This window comes from Ruegeria sp. BHSC276, from assembly GCF_059612945.1.
The window spans coordinates 95,971-112,877 of record NZ_JBXWRP010000007.1 but is presented as its reverse complement, the minus strand read 5'-3'; the positions used below and the strand labels follow the sequence as shown (position 1 = coordinate 112,877).

The window sequence follows — 16,907 nt, the reverse complement described above, 5'->3', positions numbered from 1 at the left end:
TTTAATAACAAGGGCAAAGCGCATATCTGAGTGTCATGAAACAGATTGCCTTTGCCCTTGCCCTCGCTTTGACCGCCCCGGCAGCCTGGGCCGCCGACAAGCTGCCTTTGTCACAGATCTCGAACTACCTGAACGGTCTGAAAACCGTTCAGACGACGTTTACCCAAGTCAACGATGACGGATCGCTGAGTACCGGCAAGCTGTGGTTGCAGCGCCCCGGCAAGATGCGGTTCGAATACGACCCGCCCAACAGCGCGGTGGTGCTGGCGAATGCCGGCACCGTGATGGTGTTCGACCCCAAGTCGAACCAGCCGCCCGAGCAGTATCCGCTGAAGCGCACGCCGCTGTCGCTGGTTCTGGCGCGCAACGTGAATCTGTCGCAGGCCGATATGGTGGTGGGGCATACGTTCGACGGCACTGCCACGGTCGTAACCGCTCAGGATCCCAAGAACCCCGAGGCCGGGCGGATCGAACTGATGTTCACCAGCGATCCGATCGAACTGCGGAAATGGGTCATTCACGACAACGCAGGCAGCCAGACCACCGTACTGCTGGGGCCTTTGGACGACAATGTGCGTGTCGACAGTGATCTGTTCTCGAACAAGGCGCGGCGCGGGTCAGACAACCGCTGACCCGCGGCGAGGTTCAATACCGGCAGCTCGACAACTGAGCCTGGTACATCTGCGCGCGTGCATCCACGTCATTGGCGACGTTCAACAGCCAAGTCTTGCCATAATGGCTGCCGCGGGAGTATCCGGTGTGCCCTTCGTGATAGGCGAGGTACTGGTTGCGCGCGTCTGCGGGCGAGATCCCGTTCCGTTCGCGGCTTTTGTTCATGTACCAGCCCACGAAATCCGACGCGTCGCGGATGCGGTCCCGCTTGGCGCGGCGCTTGCCGGTTTCACGTTGATATTGCTCCCACGTGCCATCCAGCGCCTGGCTATAGCCGTATGCGCTGCTTTGACGACCCATCGGGATCACGCCCAGCACGTATTTGTGCGGGGTCCGCGCGTCATGGCGATAGCGGCTTTCCTGATAGATGGTGGCCATCTGGACATGAACGGGCACGCCCCATTTGCGCTCGGTGCTTTTGAACGCCTTGATCATGTCGGGCCGCTCGCGCGCGATGGCGCAGGCGTCGTTCAGATTTGTCGGCGGACGCTGCCCGCCGCCACAGGATGCCAAAAGCAGCACCCCGAAGAGTACGAGAAGTTTTCTGCTCATGTGCCTCGTGCCTTTTTTGCGTATTCTAGCGCAGATTGAAGGCCGAGGAAATGACAATCGTTGCGGAATCTCCGCTGGAAATGGGCGCTGGTCGACGCGCGAGGTGGGTGTTCAGCCACTTTGTGGGGAGGGACTGTCACTATTGCCGCCACAAACTGTTTCTTGCAAATTTGGATCAATTATTGGCATTTCGGCCCCGAAACGGGTAAAAAGGTTTGTGGGGGCAAAAGAAATGTTGAAGACGCAAGCCAAGTACAGTCTGGGCCAGGTGGTGCGCCACCGGAAACATCCCTTTCGTGGGGTGATTTTCGACGTGGACCCCGAGTTTTCGAACACCGAGGAGTGGTATCAGGCCATTCCCGAGGAAAGCCGCCCGGTCAAGGATCAGCCATTCTATCACCTGCTGGCCGAGAACGACCAATCCTTTTATGTTGCTTACGTTTCTGAGCAAAATCTGGTGGAGGACCAGTCGGGAGAACCGGTGGACCACCCCGATATCCCCAATATGTTCGGGCCATTCCAGGATGGCGCCTACCCGCTGCATTTCCAGCTGAACTAGGTTGCGTCGGCGGTTGCGCCAAGGGGCTTCAAACGTCAGAATCCCAGGGCGCACCCATCTTTTCGCGGGTCGCTTGCGCCTTCCAGAATGCCGTCGCTTCGGATCCTGATCGCTTGGGCGCCTCCCAATGGCGTTTCTGTCAGCACTACATTGTGCCCAAGCTCTGCCAATTGTTTCCTTGCGCTGTCTTTATATCCCGGCTCCACTTTCAGAACGCCGCCGTCTGCAAAGGCTCTGGGTGCGTCGATGGCGGCTTGAAGATCCAGCCCGAAATCGGTCAGGTTGGACACAAGCCTGGCGTGCCCGGTCGGTTGATAGGCGCCGCCCATCACGCCGAAGGGCATGGCGGGCTCACCGTCGATGCGCAGCATGCCGGGGATGATCGTGTGCATGGGGCGTTTCCCGCCGCCCAGTTCGTTGGGGTGACCGGACTGCAGGGTGAAGCCGGCTCCTCGGTTTTGCAGCAGGATGCCGAACTTTTCCGAAGCGATCCCCGAGCCGAAACCGTGGAAGATGGAATAGATCAGCGAAACGGCCATCCGGTCGCGATCCACGACCGTGACATAGACCGTGTCCTTGTGAACGGTCTCGACGATCGGGGCGGCTGACGGCATGGCCCGCTTCGGGTCGATCCGGGCGGCCAGGTCTTCGGCGGTCTTCGGGTTCAGCATCCAGTCCAGTTGCTGGGATCGCTCGGGGTCCGCGATGAAGCGGTTGCGCGCCTCGTAGGCCAGTTTGGCTGCCTCGGCCTCGATGTGAACGCGCGCGGCCCCCCACGGGTCCATTTTGGCGATATCGAAATGCCGAAGAATGTTCAGCAGCAGAATGGCCGTCGCGCCCTGCCCGTTGGGCGGATGCTCCAAAAGTTCGACGTCCTTGTAGGTTCCGCCGATGGGCAGGGTCGGAACGCAGGCCGTCCGTTCGAAGTCTTCACCCGTGTGGACGCCGCCGAGGTCTTGCAGCGTGGCCAGCATGTCGTCGGCGATTTCGCCGGAATAGAAGGCATCTCTTCCGTCGCGGGCGATCCGGCGCAGAACTTCGGCCTGGCCGGGGGCACGGAACATTTGCCCCACCTGCGGGGCCTTGCCGTCGATCAGAAAATGGCTCCGGGCGGCCCCTTGAAGGGTCCCGGCGTCGCGTGTCCAATCGTGGGCGACGCGCGGCGCAACCGGTACGCCGGCCTCGGCATAGTGTATGGCGGGCTCCAGAACCGCACCGAGACCCAATCGGCCCTCTGTGCGGGAGAGATGACAGAATGCATCCACGGCCCCGGGTATCGTAACCGCATGCGGGCTGGTCAGCGGAACGGCGTCAAACCCCTGTTGCCGCAGGTGCTCGGCCGAAGCGGCCGCCGGCGCGCGGCCCGACCCGTTCAATGCGCGGACTTCGCTCTCGCCGGCGCGGTTGTACAGAACAAAGCAGTCGCCGCCCAAACCCGTCATCTGAGGCTCGCAGATGCCCAGAAGCACGGCGGCGGCAATGGCGGCATCCATGGCGTTTCCGCCCTGGCCCAGTATGTCCAGGGCGACCTTGGCGGCCAAGGGATGCGAGGTCGCGCACATTCCGTCGGTTGACAGAACCTCGGACCGGCCGGGAAAATGAAAGTCGCGCATGATACCCCCTGCGGTTGTCACGACGACACTAGATGGCTGTGCGTCTTTGTCCATAGGGGGGGAAGCGGAGGAAGTCCTCGGCGCCATACACTGGGTGGGGGCTGTGACAGTGGCGCCGAGGGAAGCTATCTGAGCTACCCTTTCTGTATGATCCCGCTTTTGGGCGCAACAATGGTTCGATCTGGGCTTTATTGTGGCCGCTTTTCAGTGGAGGAGAAGGCGAAGGACAGCCTCAGGCGGTTTTCTCCGTCGGTCCGATCGTACCGAATATTGTCGCAAAGCTGGCGGATCAAGAACCAGCCGAATCCGCCTTCGGGCAGATCCTCGCGTGCTGTCTCGACGCTGGCCGGGATGCCGTCAGGGACGCTCAGTCCGGGCAGAGGCCGGCCACGATCGGTGATCAGGATGCTCAGGCCGTTCCGATCCATCGTGGCCTGCACCTGTACGCGGCCTTCGGGATTGTCCGAATAAGCGTGTTCGACGACGTTGTTGATGGCCTCGGCCAGGGCGATCTTCACGTCGCAGTTGCGTTGATGCGGCACCCCAAGCGCATCGATGCTGCCATGCAGACAGGCGATTGCGGTGCTTGCATCGGCCTCGTTGGCGGCGAAGCTCAGGTCCATTCCGCCGTTCTTGCAGTTGACAGTCACGCAATCTCACCCAATGTGCCGTTTCACTCCGCTTGTGCGGCCAGCGCGTCGTCCAGGTCGGGAAACAGCCGAAAGACGGTATCCATTCGGGTCAGCCGAAAGACCTTCTCGACCACGGGCTGAAGCCCGGCCAGATCCAGCCTTCGGTCGCCGCCCAGTTGCTTCATGGATGCGACGATCGCGCCCAGCCCGCTCGAGTCGATGAACTCCACCGCCGACAGGTCCAGGATCACACGCCGCGCGCCGGAGTCGGTTTCAAGGCGCATGTTCTCCTTGAACTGAATCGCCATGGCAGCATCGATTCGGTCTGCATCGACCCGGATCACCTGAGTTTCGCCGGTCGTATTGCTGCTCAATGCCAAAAGGCCACCCTCCACAAATGAAAGTCGATCGTAGAAATACGCTAGACGGCAATTCTTACGATTCTGTATCCAAGGCCCGAACACAGGAGGAGTCGCATGAAAGAGGTCGTGATTGCCGGGGCCGCCCGGACCCCGATGGGGGGTTTCCAGGGAATGTTTGACGGGGTGCCCGCGGCCGAGTTGGGTGGTGTTGCCATCCGTGCTGCGTTGGACAATGCCAACACGCAGACCGCGGACGAGGTTCTGATGGGCTGCGTCCTGCCCGCCGGGCAGGGCCAAGCGCCGGCGCGTCAGGCCGGGTTCGCGGCGGGGCTGGGCGAAGACGTTCCGGCCACGACGCTGAACAAGATGTGCGGGTCGGGCATGAAGGCCGCCATGATGGCGTTTGACCAGATCGCGCTGGGTCATGCCGACCTCATGGTCGCCGGCGGCATGGAGAGCATGACCAACGCGCCTTACCTGCTGCCCAAGATGCGCGGCGGCGCGCGGATCGGACATTCCCAGGTGATCGACCACATGTTTCTGGACGGGCTCGAGGACGCTTATGACAAGGGCCGCCTGATGGGCTCCTTTGCCGAGGATTGTGCCGAAGCCTATCAGTTCACCCGCGAGGCGCAGGACGAATACGCGCTGAAATCACTGTCGAACGCGCTTGAGGCGCAGGCCAGCGGTGCGTTTGACGGTGAAATCGCGGCGGTGACGGTCAAGACCCGCAGGGGCGAAGTCACTCAGGACGCGGATGAACAACCCAAATCGGCCCGCCCCGAGAAAATCCCGACGCTCAAGCCCGCCTTCCGCAAGGACGGCACCGTGACGGCGGCCAATTCCTCGTCGATCTCGGACGGCGCCGCGGCGCTGGTTCTGGCGTCGGCGGATGTGGCCGAGGCTCGCGGCCTGAACGTGCGCGCGCGCATTCTGGGGCATGCCAGCCACGCCCAGGCTCCGGGCCTGTTCACCACCGCCCCAGTTCCGGCCGCGCAGAAGCTGCTGGAGCGGATCGGCTGGAGCAAGGATGACGTGGACCTGTGGGAGGTGAACGAGGCCTTTGCCGTAGTTCCCATGGCCTTCATGCACGAAATGGGGCTGCCACGCGACAAGGTGAACGTGAATGGCGGGGCCTGTGCCCTGGGTCACCCCATCGGAGCCTCGGGCGCGCGGATCATGGTCACGCTGCTCAACGCATTGGAAAAACGCGGCCTGCGGCGCGGTGTAGCGGCCATCTGCATCGGCGGGGGCGAAGGCACCGCGATTGCCATCGAACGGGTTTGACCCTTCTCCCGTTTGCAAATAGTGCGTAGGTGATTTGAGCCGCAGGCTCGGCAGGGGGCGGCGCCCCCTGCAGTTCGTTTACGACAGGCCCGACCATGACCGCAGATTATGACACGCTTTCCAAGACCATTGCCGCGCTGACCGAAGGCGAGACCGATCCGATCGCGCTGATGGCCACGGTCACCTGCGAGGTTCATCATGCCGACGACCGCTTTGACTGGACCGGTTTCTACCGCGTCACCGAACCCGGAGTGCTGAAGATCGGGCCTTATCAGGGCGGCCACGGATGCCTGGTGATCCCGTTCTCGCGAGGGGTCTGCGGGGCCGCGGCGCGCACCGGCGAGGTGCAGCTGGTTCCGGATGTGGACGCGTTCGACGGGCATATCGCCTGTGCGTCCTCGACCCGGTCGGAACTGGTTCTACCGGTGCGGGACGGCGCGGGCCGGATAATCGCGGTGTTCGATATCGACAGCGACCAGCCCGATGCGTTCACCCAGGCCGATGCGGATGCGCTGTCGCAAATCCTCGCGCAGGTCTTCGGGCGGATCTGAGGCTTACTCCGGCTCGATGCCCGTCGCTTCCAGTTTGGTGTCCGGCTCCACGTGGATGATAGTGCGGGCCTCGGGCAGCTTCTCGGCGATGGCGTCCTCGATCGCGTCGCAGATGTCATGCGCCTCGCCCACGGACATGTTGCGGTCCACCACCAGGTGGAATTCGATGAACACCGCCTTGCCGGCCCGGCGCGTGCGCAGGTCGTGGATCTGCAACGCGCCTTGGGACGAGTTGCGCACGGCCTCTTTGATGATGTCCGTGTCGTCGCTGTGCGCGGCCGAATCCATCAGGTCGCCGGCTGAATGAAAGATGACCTTCCAGCCCTCGCGCAGGATGTTGGCGGCGACCAGAATGGCCAACAGCGGATCGAGAACGACCCAGCCGGTCAGCAGCACCAGCACAAGCCCCAGCAAGACCCCGGCCGAGGTCCAGACATCGGTCATCAGGTGGCGTCCGTTCGCCGTCATGGCCGGTGACCGCCGCTGCTCGCCCGCTGCGATCAGCACCCGCGCCCAGATCAGGTTCAACACCATGGCCGCGGCGTTGACCGCTAGCCCGACTGGCCCGAGCTGATCGAGATGTGGGGCGAACAGCGCGCCCCATGCCTCTTGCAGGATCAGGATCGCGGCCAGCACGATCAGGGTGCCCTCGGCGATGGCCGAGAAATTCTCGGCCTTGTGGTGCCCGAACGGGTGGTTGGTGTCGGCCGGGCGCTCGGCCATGCGGATGGCAAACCAGGCCAGCAGTGCGGCCACGACATTGACCAGCGACTCCATCGCGTCGGAATACAACGCGACCGAACCGGTCAGTCGCCAGGCCCAGATCTTGAGCGCCAGCACCAGCAATGCAACGGCCACCGACCCGATGGCCAGCGACTGGGAGGATGTTCTGTCGATCATGCCGCAGCTTTGCCCGATCCGGCCCGCGATTGCCAGTTCAAGCCGCGCCCTGCGTCATATACAGCCACGCCGCGGCGACCTGCAGCAGCACGATGGCATACAGGCTGACCCTGATCCGCGATTTGCGGGTCTTGTGGTTGAACACCCAACTGCCCAGCAGCGCACCCGGACCGCCGCCCAGCAGGGCCAGCCGCAGCAACCACCGCTCGGGCACACGCCGCCTGCGCCGGCGCGCCTGCAGCTTGTCCCAGCCGAAAACCACCAAGGTCAGCCCGTTGATGGCCCAGAGATATGCGATAGCGATCCACATGTCCGCGCTTTACCCGAGTGGCCACATGTTCGGAAGTGAAAAACCGCTTGGTTTTTTCATCGATTCGGGTCATCGTGAAAATATGCGCAAAAATTTCACGAGGGTGACGTGGACGATCAGGGTCAGACCGGGGCGACATTGGGGGCTGACATCCGGGCCTTGCGCAAATCGCGCGGGCTGACGCTGACGGATGTGGCCAAGCGGCTGGATCGGTCGGTCGGCTGGCTCAGCCAGGTCGAGCGCGATCTGTCCGAGCCGTCGATTTCCGACCTGCGCCAGATAGCGGAATGCCTCGGCGTGCCGATGTCGATGCTGTTCGCGCACACCGGCGTAACGCCGGACGAACTGGGCTATGTCGTACGCGCCGGATCGCGCCGCCCGATGGGCTCGGGCGAGGAGGGGCTGATCGAGGAACTGCTCTCGCCCGATCTCACCGACGATTTCGAGATGGTGCATTCCACCTTTCAGCCTCGCTCGCGGATGCAGACCCCGGCCGACCGACCCACGCAAGAGGTGGGCTACATGATCTCGGGCTGCCTCGACCTGACGATTGGCGGGCGCAGCTTCACCGTCGGGCCGGGCGACAGTTTCCGCATCAAGCACGAACCCTATCACTGGTCGAACCCGTATGATGAGCCAGCGGTGGCCATCTGGGTCATCGCCCCGCCGGTCTACTGATGAGCTTCGAGGCCTTGACCATATTCGCGCTGTTCTGGGTGGTGTTCGTGACCACGCCGGGGCCGAACGCGGTCAACTGCATCTCGAACGGGATGAGCCTGCCCTTTCCCAAGGCGATGCTGGGGGTGCTGGCGATCCTGACGCAGGCCAGCGCCTTTCTGATCCTCTCGGCGCTGGGGGTGACGGCGCTGATCGCGGCCTCGCCCACCGGGTTCTTCATTGCCAAGCTGATCGGGGCGGGGTTCCTGATCTGGCTCGGCGTGCGCGGTTGGATGAATGCCGGCAAGCCCGCGCCCGCCGCCGAACGTCCGGCGCGGCATGTCTTCCTGCACGCGCTGGCGGTGGCGACGATCAACCCCAAAAGCGTCGCGGGCTATCTGGCCGCGTTTTCGCAATTCGTGCAGCCCGACGTGCCGATCTGGCAGCAGATGGTGGTGATCATGCCCACGGCGCTGACCATCACCACGCTCAGCTACACGGGCTTCACCCTGCTGGGCGCGCTGATGGGCAAGGCGGCGCTGGGGGCCGTGTTCAACACCTGGGTGCGCCGGGTCATGGCCACCTGCTTCATCATCTACGGGGTCTTGCTGGGCACCAGCGCGACCCCGGCGGGAAAAACGTGATGCCGCTCGCGGCAGTCTGACAGGGAGCAAAAACCTATGAGTGATTTTCCGACAAAGGCCCGCGTGGTCATCATCGGCGGCGGCGTGGTGGGGACCTCCTCGCTGTATCATCTGGCCAAGAAGGGCTGGACCGACTGCGTTCTGCTGGAAAAGAACGAGCTGACCGCCGGTTCGACCTGGCACGCGGCGGGCAACGTGCCGACCTTCTCGACCTCGTGGGCGATCATGAACATGCAGCGCTATTCGACCCAGCTGTATTCGCGCCTGGCAGACGAGGTCGATTACCCGATGAACTACCACGTCACCGGCTCGATCCGGTTGGCCCACAGCAAGGAGCGGATGCAGGAATTCGAGCGCGCCGCCGCCATGGGCCGCTATCAGGGCATCCCGATGGAGATCTGGACGCCGGAACAGGCCAAGGAGCGGTATCCGTTTCTGGAACTGCACGATCTGGTCGGGGTTCTGTATGACCCGACCGACGGCGATATCGACCCGGCGCAGCTGACGCAGGCGCTGGCCAAGGGCGCGCGCGACATGGGGCAGAAGATCATCCGGTTCTGCCCTGCCACCGGCGTGACCCAGCATGACGACGGCACCTGGACCGTGCATACCGAGAAAGGCGATATCGACTGCGACTATGTCGTCAACGCCGCCGGTTATTACGCGCAGCGCGTGGGCGAATGGTTCAAGCCCTTTGGCGGCCGCACCGTGCCCGCGATGGTCATGAGCCACCAGTATCTGCTGACCGAGGAAATCCCCGAGATCGAGGCTTGGTCCAAGGAAAACGGCGGCAAGCTGCCGCTGCTGCGCGACGTTGATGTGTCCTACTACCTGCGGCAGGAAAAGAACGGCTTCAACCTCGGCCCCTACGAGCCCAACTGCAAGGGCCACTGGATGACCGAGGACGACCCGATGCCAGAGGATTTCAGCTTTCAGCTGTGGAACGACGATCTGGACCGGATCGAGGACATCGTGACCGACGCGATGGAGCGGGTGCCGCTGATGGCGACCTCGGGCGTGGGCCGCGTGATCAACGGGCCAATCCCCTATGCGCCCGACGGCCTGCCGCTGATCGGCCCGATGCCCGGCGTCAAGAACGCGTTCGAGGCGCATACCTTCACCTTCGGCATTGCCCAGGGCGGCGGTGCAGGCAAGGTGCTGGCCGAGTGGATCGTGGATGGCGCCACCGAATGGGACATGTGGGCCGTCGATCCGCGCCGCTATACCGACTACACCGATCAGGACTACTGCAACCAGAAAGGCATGGAGGTCTATGGCAACGAATACGCCATGCACTTCCCCCGTCACGAATGGCCCGCCGCGCGCGACAAGAAGCTGTCGCCGTTGCATGCCAAGGTCAAGGAACTGGGCGGCGTCATGGGCGTCTACAACGGCTGGGAGCGCGCCAACTGGTTCGCGCAGCCGGGCGACGACACTTCCGAGGAAAGCACCCACACCTGGGGCCGTTCGGGCCCGTGGGAGCAGCGGATCAAGGAAGAATGTGAGGCCGTGCGCGACCATTGCGGCGTGCTCGACCTACCGGGTTTCTCGCGCTTCGTCGTCAAGGGCGAGGGCGCGGCCGAGGCGCTGCGCGGGCTGATCACCGGCGGCCTGCCTAAGGTGGGGCGGATCAACCTGGTCTACATCGCCGACAATCGCGGCCGCATCCTGACCGAGATGTCCTGCATGCGCCTGGGCGAGGATGACTTCGTGATGATCACCGCCGCCACCGCGCAATGGCACGACCGCGACATCCTGAGGAATGCGATGCCCGCGGGCGTCACGGTCGAGGACGTGACCACCACCCGCGACACGTTGATTGTGACCGGGCCAAAATCGCGACAGATCCTGTCGGGCCTGACCGATGCCGACCTCTCGCTGGGCTGGCTGACCCATCAGGCCGCCACCGTGGCCGGGCAACCCGCCCACCTGATCCGCGTGTCCTTCGCCGGTGAGCTGGGCTGGGAGGTGCATGCCCTCAACGAGCATATGCCCGCGATCTATGACGCGATCCTTGCCGCTGGGGCCAAGCCGTTCGGCATGTATGCGCTGAACAGCCTGCGCATCGAAAAGGGCTATCGCGCGTGGAAGGGCGATCTCAGTACCGACTACTCGCTGCTCGAAGGCGGGCTGGAGCGCTTCGTCAAGTTCGACAAGCCGCAGGATTTCCCGGGCAAGGCCGCGTTGCTGGCGGAAAAGCAGCAGGGCGTCAAGAAACGCTTCGTTGCCCTGATCGTCGAGGCCGGGGACTGCGACGCGCCCTACATGTCCTGCATCTGGAAGGATGGCGAGATCGTGGGCGAGACCACCTCGGGCGACTGGGGCTATCGCGTGGACGCCTCGATCGCGCTAGGCATGGTCCGCAGCGATCTGGCGGTGCCGGGCACCGAGCTTCAGGTCGAAATCTATGGCGAGAAGTGTCGCGCCGTGGTTCAAGAGGACAAACCCCTCTGGGACCCCGAAAACGAACGCCTGCGAGCCTGACCTCTGGCCCGGCCCGCCGTTGTCGAAAGGACAAGACCAATGAGCAAGACCATGCAGGGTGTCTATCTGACCCGGCACGGCGGGCCCGAGGCGCTCGAATGGCGCAAAGACATCCCTGTTCCGGTCCCAGGGCCGGGGCAGGTGCTGGTCCGCGTGGCCGCGGCCGGCGTCAACAACACCGACATCAACACCCGCATCGGCTGGTATGCGCCAGAGGTCACCGGGGCAACAGATGCGGTCGATCATGATGTCGAGGCCGGAGGCTGGGGCGGTGCCCTGGCCTTTCCGCGCATTCAGGGCGGTGACCTGTGCGGCATCGTCGAACAGGTCGGCCCCGGCGTCGCCTTCAAACCGGGCCAGCGCGTGACCTGCCCGATCAACCTGCCGCGTCCGCGCCCCGGCAATCCGACTGGATTCATTGCGTTGGGGTCCGAGATCGACGGGGCCTTTGCGCAATACTGCCTGCTCGAGGCCGATGACCTCTACGATGTCACCGCCTCGCCACTGTCGGACGTTGAAATCGCCGCCATTCCTTGCGCGTTCGGCACGGCCGAAAACCTGCTGACCCGCGCGGGCGTGACCGCCGGGCAGAAGGTTCTGATCACCGGCGCCTCGGGCGGCGTCGGGCTGGCGGCGGTGCAACTGGCCGCCTTGCGCGGGGCCTCGGTTGCGGGTGTCACCAGCGCCGCCAAGGCGGATACCGTCCGGGCGCAGGGGGCCTCAGAGACCTTCGAGCGCGACGCGCCGCTGCCGCGCGACGCTTTTGACGTGGTGATCGACGTGGTCGGCGGCCCGGCCTTTCCCGGCCTGATCCGGGCGCTGAAACCGGGCGGCCACTATGCCGTCTCGGGCGCCATCGCCGGGCCGATCGTGCAGGCCGACCTGCGCGAGATCTACCTGCGCGACATCACCATCCACGGCTGCACCCATCAGGCCTTCGAGGTCTTTGGCCGGCTGGTCGAGATGATCAACGCAGGCCGGATCCGGCCGCTGGTGGCAAAAACCTACCCCTTGCGCGACATCGCCAAGGCGCAGGAGGATTTCCAGTCCAAGGCCTTTCCGGGCAAACTGGTGCTAATACCCTAAGGAGTTGCATATGACCGATATCACGCTTCTGGATGGCTCGATCGGGCAGGAACTGGTGAAACGCAGCGGCGACCGGGCGACGCCGCTCTGGTCCACGCGGGTGATGATCGACCACCCCGACCTTGTGGGCGAAGTCCATGCCGACTATTTCCGGCGCGGCGCCACTATCGCGACCACCAACACCTACGCCGTGCACCGCTCGCGACTTGTGAGGGTGGACATGGAAGACCAGCTGCCCGCCTTGATCGACACCGCGCTGGCCCAAGCCGAACGCGCCCGCGCCGGGTTCCCGCAGGGCCGCATCGCGGGCTCTCTCGGCCCTTTGCTGGCCTCGTACCGCCCAGATCTGAACCCCGACCCGGCCGAGGCGGCGGAAAAATTCCGCGAGATCGTGCAGATGATGGCCGATCGTATCGATCTGTTTCTGATTGAAACCGTCTCGTCAGTGCAAGAGGCTGAGGGCGCGCTGCGCGGCACCGAAGGCTGCGGTAAGCCGGTCTGGCTGGCGCTGACCGTGATGGATGACGACGGCGCCCGCCTGCGCTCGGGCGAGCCGTTGGGCGACATCGCGCCCCTGGTGGACCGCTACGACCCCGAGGCGGTTCTGATCAACTGCTCGCGCCACGAGGCGATCCCGGCCGCGCTCGAGATCATCAAGGACTTCGGGCGGCCCTTCGGCGCCTATGCCAACGGCTTCACCCGCATCTCCGAGGGTTTCCTTCAGGACGCGCCCACCGTGGACGCGCTGGAACAGCGGCAGGATCTGGGCCCAGAGGCCTACGCCGATCACGCGATGGGCTGGGTCGCGCAGGGGGCCACGATTGTCGGCGGCTGCTGCGAGGTCGGCCCCGATCACATCGAGGCACTGGCGGGCCACCTGCGCGCGGCGGGTCACCGGATCGTCTGAGGAGCATAGGCTTGGCAGAGCGGACGGCACCCTATCCCGAACGGCAATGGCAGGTGGACATCCTCGTCGCCGACGGGTTTGTGCTGACTGAACTGGCCGGGGTGGCCGACGTGCTGCGCATCGCCAACCGGGTCTGCCCTGTGCCGCCCTTCACCTATACCTACCGCTCGCTCCGGGGCGGCACGGTCGCCTGCCGCGCCGGGGCTTATGTCGAGACCGAGCCGGTGATCCGGCAGCCCACTGCGGATTACCTCTTCGTCATCGGCAACACCGACCCGGACCACCCCGACCTGTCGCTGGCGCGGGTGATCTCGGACTATACCCACCGCGGCTCGCAGGTCTTTCTGCTGGCCGAGGCCGCCAGCCGCTACATCAAGGACAAGGGCGCCGAGGATCACGCGACGCATTGGGAAAACGCCTCGTTCCTGCGCGAACGCGGGGCGGGATTCAACGCCAAGTTCTCGATCGCGACGGAACATGGCCCCGTCGTCACCTGCGCCGGAATGGGCGCGACCGTGGATGTGACGCTGGCGCTGATCGGCCGGCATGTCTCGGGCGCGGCCAAGATGACCGTCGCCGACATCATGCTGCATGAAAACATCCGCGATTTCGGCTCGATGCAGCCCTTCTCGGGCGTCAATGCGACCACCACCGGCGACGACAAGCTGGACCAGTGCATCAAGATCATGCAGGCCAATATCGAAGACCCGGTGCCGATCAACGAGATCGTCGCGGCCCTCGGCCTGTCGAACCGCTCGCTGGAGCGCAAGTTCAAGACCTATCTCGGCGCCACGCCTAACGGGTTCTATCGCGAAATGCGGCTGGCAAAGGCCAACAACCTGCTGCTGAACACCACCGTGAGCGTGCGCGAGATCGGGCTGGCCTGCGGGTTCCCGAACGGGTTCTCGACCATCTACAAAAGCGTCTACGGCGTTACCCCCTTCGTCATGCGCCGTCAGAGGCGCACGCCCGGCTCACGGTGATTATCGCCGGTTTCGTGACGTTTTTGATGGATTTCCTGCCGCCTTCCCGTGGCAGACTTCGCGCAAGACCCAAGATTCGGAGACATCGGAATGGTTGATCTTCCCAGCAAGGCCCGCGTGGTCATCATCGGCGGCGGCGTGATCGGATGCTCGGTCGCCTATCACCTGACCAAGAAAGGGTGGAAAGACGTGGTGCTGCTGGAACGCAAGCAGCTGACCAGCGGCACCACCTGGCACGCGGCGGGCCTGATCGCCCAGCTGCGCGCCACCGCCAACATGACCAAGCTGGCGAAATACAGCCAGGAACTCTACGGCTCACTCGAAGAGGAAACCGGCGTCGCCACCGGCTTCAAACGCTGCGGCTCGATCACCGTGGCGCTGACGGGGGAGCGCAAGGAAGAGATCTATCGCCAGGCCGCAATGGCCCGCGCCTTCGGAGTCGAGGTCGAGGAGATCTCGAACGAGCGGGTGGCCGAACTGTATCCGCATCTCAATCTGGATGGGGTCAAGGGCGCGGTCTATCTGCCGCTGGACGGCCAAGGTGACCCGGCCAACATCGCGCTGGCGTTGGCGAAGGGCGCGCGTCAGCGCGGCGCCATCGTCAAAGAGCGGGTAAAGGTCACCGACATCGCCAAACAGGGCCGCCGCGTTACGGGTGTGGACTGGGTGGCCGACGACGGCAGCGACTCGGGCCATATCGAATGCGACATGGTGGTCAACTGCGCCGGCATGTGGGGTCATCAGGTGGGCCGCATGGCGGGCGTGAACGTGCCGCTGCACGCCTGCGAACATTTCTACATCGTGACCGAGAATATCGAGGGCCTGACCCAGCTTCCGGTGCTGAGGGTGCCGGACGAATGCGCCTATTACAAGGAAGACGCCGGGAAAATCCTGCTGGGCGCCTTCGAGCCCAGCGCCAAGCCCTGGGCGATGGACGGCATCCCCGACAGTTTCGAGTTCGACCAGCTGCCCGAGGATTTTGACCATTTTGAACCGATCCTCGAGGCCGCCTGCAACCGCATGCCGATGCTGGCCGAGGCGGGGATCCACACCTTCTTCAACGGCCCCGAGAGCTTCACGCCCGACGATGCCTATCACTTGGGCCTTGCGCCCGAGATGGACAATGTCTGGGTCGCCGCCGGCTTCAACTCGATCGGGATCCAATCGGCGGGCGGCGCGGGCATGGCGCTGGCCGAATGGATGGACAGCGGCGAGAAACCTTTTGACTTGGGCGATGTGGACATCAGCCGGATGCAGCCCTTCCAGGGCAACAGGAAATACCTGTTCGAACGCTCCAAGGAAACGCTGGGTCTGCTTTATGCCGACCACTACCCCTATCGTCAGAAGGCCACAGCGCGCGGTGTGCGCCGGACGCCGTTCCACCACCACCTGAAAGAACACGGGGCAGTGTTCGGTGAACTGGCCGGGTGGGAGCGCGCCAACTGGTTCGCGAACGAAGGGCAGGAGCGCGAATACCGCTACAGCTGGAAGCGCCAGAACTGGTTCGAGAATTCGGCCGCGGAACACCGCGCGGTGCGCGAGAACGTGGGCATGTACGACATGTCCTCCTTCGGCAAGATCCGGGTCGAAGGCCCTGATGCCGAAAAGTTCCTGAACTATGTCGGCGGCGGCGACTATGCGGTGCCCGTGGGCAAGATCGTCTATACTCAGTTTCTAAACCGCCGCGGCGGGATCGAGGCCGACGTGACCGTCACCCGCCTTTCCGAGACAGCCTATCTGGTGGTCACCCCGGCGGCGACGCGTCTGGCGGACCAGACGTGGATGATGCGCCACGCAGGGAACTACAACGTGGTCATCACCGATGTCACCGCGGCCGAAGGCGTTCTGGCGGTGATGGGGCCGAATTCACGGGCCTTGCTGGAAAAGGTATCGCCCAACGACTTCTCGAACGCGGCAAACCCCTTCGGCACCGCGCAGGAGATCGAGATCGGCATGGGCCTCGCCCGCGCCCACCGCGTCACCTATGTGGGCGAGCTGGGCTGGGAGATCTACGTCTCGTCCGACATGGCGGGCCACGTCTTTGAAACGCTGCACGAAGCGGGGCAGGAGATGGCGCTGAAACTCTGCGGCATGCACATGATGGACAGCTGCCGGATCGAAAAGGGTTTCCGCCATTTCGGCCATGACATCACCTGCGAGGATCACGTGGTGGATGCCGGGTTGGGCTTTGCCGTCAAGGTGGACAAGGGTTGTAACTTCATCGGCCGCGAAGCGGTGATCGCCCGCAAGGAAAGCGGCCCGAAATCGCGCCTGGTGCAATTCCGCCTGACCGATCCCGAGCCGCTGCTTTTCCACAACGAACCGATCATCCGGGATGGCGAGTATGTGGGCTATCTCAGCTCGGGCAACTATGGTCACACGCTGGGCGGTGCCATCGGCATGGGCTATGTGCCCTGCGAGGGGGAAAAGGCTGCGGACGTGCTGGCTTCGACCTACGAGATCGACGTGTGCGGAACGAAAGTCCGGGCCGAGGCGTCGCTCAAGCCGATGTATGACCCGAAATCCGAACGGGTGAAGGTGTGACCTGCCGGATTGGTGGGGGCTCTGCCCCCGCCGCCTTCGGCGTCTCCCCCGGGATATTTTCAGCCAGATGAAGTGGGCTCTCCCCTTCTTCATCTGGCCCCAAATATCCCGGAGCGCGAGGCAGAGCCTCGCAAAATATTCTTCAAACAAGGCGGGACGTGTCG

At 64.0% G+C, this 16,907-nt stretch carries 17 protein-coding genes; 11 read left to right on the top strand and 6 right to left on the bottom strand.

The window, feature by feature from the left end; all coding sequences use genetic code 11:
• The first annotated feature begins 35 nt into the window (after positions 1-35).
• A complete protein-coding gene (locus AC2FMD_RS13020; RefSeq protein ID WP_496680358.1) occupies positions 36-632 on the top strand; it encodes a LolA family protein in 597 nt (198 codons plus the stop codon).
• A 13-nt stretch (positions 633-645) separates the two neighbouring features.
• Here the strand turns inward: AC2FMD_RS13020 and AC2FMD_RS13015 are convergent, their stop codons facing one another.
• A complete protein-coding gene (locus AC2FMD_RS13015; protein ID WP_496680359.1) occupies positions 646-1,224 on the bottom strand; it encodes a transglycosylase SLT domain-containing protein in 579 nt (192 codons plus the stop codon).
• 232 nt (positions 1,225-1,456) lie between these two features.
• On the opposite strand from AC2FMD_RS13015, the gene hspQ reads away from it, so the two are divergent.
• Positions 1,457-1,783 carry a heat shock protein HspQ gene (gene hspQ / locus AC2FMD_RS13010; RefSeq protein WP_490361479.1) on the top strand — a complete coding sequence of 109 codons (327 nt, stop codon included), beginning with the start codon at positions 1,457-1,459 and terminating at the stop codon, positions 1,781-1,783.
• A 35-nt stretch (positions 1,784-1,818) separates the two neighbouring features.
• Here the strand turns inward: hspQ and AC2FMD_RS13005 are convergent, their stop codons facing one another.
• From AC2FMD_RS13005 to AC2FMD_RS12995, 3 genes are all read right to left on the bottom strand, one after another.
• The gene (locus AC2FMD_RS13005) at positions 1,819-3,396 is read right to left on the bottom strand and encodes a gamma-glutamyltransferase family protein (RefSeq protein WP_496795097.1); all 1,578 of its coding nucleotides are present in this window, start codon (positions 3,394-3,396) and stop codon (positions 1,819-1,821) included.
• Positions 3,397-3,584: 188 nt separating this feature from the next.
• The gene (locus AC2FMD_RS13000; RefSeq protein ID WP_496742453.1) at positions 3,585-4,046 is read right to left on the bottom strand and encodes an ATP-binding protein; all 462 of its coding nucleotides are present in this window, start codon (positions 4,044-4,046) and stop codon (positions 3,585-3,587) included.
• 23 nt (positions 4,047-4,069) lie between these two features.
• Positions 4,070-4,408 carry an STAS domain-containing protein gene (locus AC2FMD_RS12995; RefSeq protein WP_496680363.1) on the bottom strand — a complete coding sequence of 113 codons (339 nt, stop codon included), beginning with the start codon at positions 4,406-4,408 and terminating at the stop codon, positions 4,070-4,072.
• A gap of 96 nt (positions 4,409-4,504) precedes the next feature.
• Between AC2FMD_RS12995 and AC2FMD_RS12990 the strand changes: the two genes are divergently transcribed.
• Both AC2FMD_RS12990 and AC2FMD_RS12985 read left to right on the top strand, forming a co-directional pair.
• On the top strand, positions 4,505-5,677 hold the full coding sequence (locus AC2FMD_RS12990; RefSeq protein ID WP_496795096.1) for a thiolase family protein: 1,173 nt from the start codon (positions 4,505-4,507) through the stop codon (positions 5,675-5,677).
• A gap of 95 nt (positions 5,678-5,772) precedes the next feature.
• A complete protein-coding gene (locus AC2FMD_RS12985; RefSeq protein ID WP_496742455.1) occupies positions 5,773-6,228 on the top strand; it encodes a GAF domain-containing protein in 456 nt (151 codons plus the stop codon).
• A 3-nt stretch (positions 6,229-6,231) separates the two neighbouring features.
• On the opposite strand, the gene AC2FMD_RS12980 is transcribed toward AC2FMD_RS12985, so the two are convergent.
• Both AC2FMD_RS12980 and AC2FMD_RS12975 read right to left on the bottom strand, forming a co-directional pair.
• Positions 6,232-7,128, bottom strand: a complete 897-nt coding sequence (locus AC2FMD_RS12980; protein WP_496688682.1) for a cation diffusion facilitator family transporter — start codon at positions 7,126-7,128, stop codon at positions 6,232-6,234.
• 37 nt (positions 7,129-7,165) lie between these two features.
• Entirely contained in the window at positions 7,166-7,438 is a 273-nt protein-coding gene (locus AC2FMD_RS12975) for a DUF1294 domain-containing protein (protein ID WP_496680369.1), read from the bottom strand.
• Between the two features lie 108 nt (positions 7,439-7,546).
• Here AC2FMD_RS12975 and AC2FMD_RS12970 point away from each other — a divergent pair, with 108 nt between their 5' ends.
• From AC2FMD_RS12970 to AC2FMD_RS12940, 7 genes are all read left to right on the top strand, one after another.
• Complete coding sequence (locus AC2FMD_RS12970) at positions 7,547-8,116, top strand: helix-turn-helix domain-containing protein (RefSeq protein ID WP_496742456.1); 570 nt, start codon at positions 7,547-7,549, stop codon at positions 8,114-8,116.
• Positions 8,116-8,739: a LysE family translocator gene (locus AC2FMD_RS12965; RefSeq protein WP_496710741.1), complete on the top strand. Its 624-nt coding sequence runs from the start codon at positions 8,116-8,118 to the stop codon at positions 8,737-8,739. Before AC2FMD_RS12970 ends, AC2FMD_RS12965 begins: the two co-directional genes overlap by 1 nt.
• A gap of 36 nt (positions 8,740-8,775) precedes the next feature.
• Positions 8,776-11,223, top strand: coding sequence for a GcvT family protein (locus AC2FMD_RS12960; RefSeq protein ID WP_496795095.1), 2,448 nt, complete (start codon positions 8,776-8,778; stop codon positions 11,221-11,223).
• 39 nt (positions 11,224-11,262) lie between these two features.
• The gene (locus tag AC2FMD_RS12955) at positions 11,263-12,309 is read left to right on the top strand and encodes an alcohol dehydrogenase family protein (RefSeq protein ID WP_496795094.1); all 1,047 of its coding nucleotides are present in this window, start codon (positions 11,263-11,265) and stop codon (positions 12,307-12,309) included.
• A 10-nt stretch (positions 12,310-12,319) separates the two neighbouring features.
• Positions 12,320-13,216, top strand: a complete 897-nt coding sequence (locus tag AC2FMD_RS12950) for a homocysteine S-methyltransferase family protein (protein ID WP_496795093.1) — start codon at positions 12,320-12,322, stop codon at positions 13,214-13,216.
• 11 nt (positions 13,217-13,227) lie between these two features.
• Entirely contained in the window at positions 13,228-14,199 is a 972-nt protein-coding gene (locus AC2FMD_RS12945) for a GlxA family transcriptional regulator (protein ID WP_496795092.1), read from the top strand.
• A 90-nt stretch (positions 14,200-14,289) separates the two neighbouring features.
• Complete coding sequence (locus tag AC2FMD_RS12940; protein WP_496795091.1) at positions 14,290-16,743, top strand: GcvT family protein; 2,454 nt, start codon at positions 14,290-14,292, stop codon at positions 16,741-16,743.
• Positions 16,744-16,907: the final 164 nt, after the last annotated feature.

Bases quoted from the DNA above. Each gene is read 5' to 3' on its own strand.
- AC2FMD_RS12980 (WP_496688682.1), bottom strand. From the start codon at position 7,128: ATGATCGACAGAACATCCTCCCAGTCGCTGGCCATCGGGTCGGTGGCC.
- hspQ (WP_490361479.1), top strand. From the start codon at position 1,457: ATGTTGAAGACGCAAGCCAAGTACAGTCTGGGCCAGGTGGTGCGCCAC.
- AC2FMD_RS13020 (WP_496680358.1), top strand. From the start codon at position 36: ATGAAACAGATTGCCTTTGCCCTTGCCCTCGCTTTGACCGCCCCGGCA.
- AC2FMD_RS13015 (WP_496680359.1), bottom strand. From the start codon at position 1,224: ATGAGCAGAAAACTTCTCGTACTCTTCGGGGTGCTGCTTTTGGCATCC.
- AC2FMD_RS12965 (WP_496710741.1), top strand. From the start codon at position 8,116: ATGAGCTTCGAGGCCTTGACCATATTCGCGCTGTTCTGGGTGGTGTTC.
- AC2FMD_RS12955 (WP_496795094.1), top strand. From the start codon at position 11,263: ATGAGCAAGACCATGCAGGGTGTCTATCTGACCCGGCACGGCGGGCCC.
- AC2FMD_RS12985 (WP_496742455.1), top strand. From the start codon at position 5,773: ATGACCGCAGATTATGACACGCTTTCCAAGACCATTGCCGCGCTGACC.
- AC2FMD_RS12990 (WP_496795096.1), top strand. From the start codon at position 4,505: ATGAAAGAGGTCGTGATTGCCGGGGCCGCCCGGACCCCGATGGGGGGT.
- AC2FMD_RS12960 (WP_496795095.1), top strand. From the start codon at position 8,776: ATGAGTGATTTTCCGACAAAGGCCCGCGTGGTCATCATCGGCGGCGGC.
- AC2FMD_RS13005 (WP_496795097.1), bottom strand. From the start codon at position 3,396: ATGCGCGACTTTCATTTTCCCGGCCGGTCCGAGGTTCTGTCAACCGAC.
- AC2FMD_RS12950 (WP_496795093.1), top strand. From the start codon at position 12,320: ATGACCGATATCACGCTTCTGGATGGCTCGATCGGGCAGGAACTGGTG.
- AC2FMD_RS12975 (WP_496680369.1), bottom strand. From the start codon at position 7,438: ATGTGGATCGCTATCGCATATCTCTGGGCCATCAACGGGCTGACCTTG.
- AC2FMD_RS12940 (WP_496795091.1), top strand. From the start codon at position 14,290: ATGGTTGATCTTCCCAGCAAGGCCCGCGTGGTCATCATCGGCGGCGGC.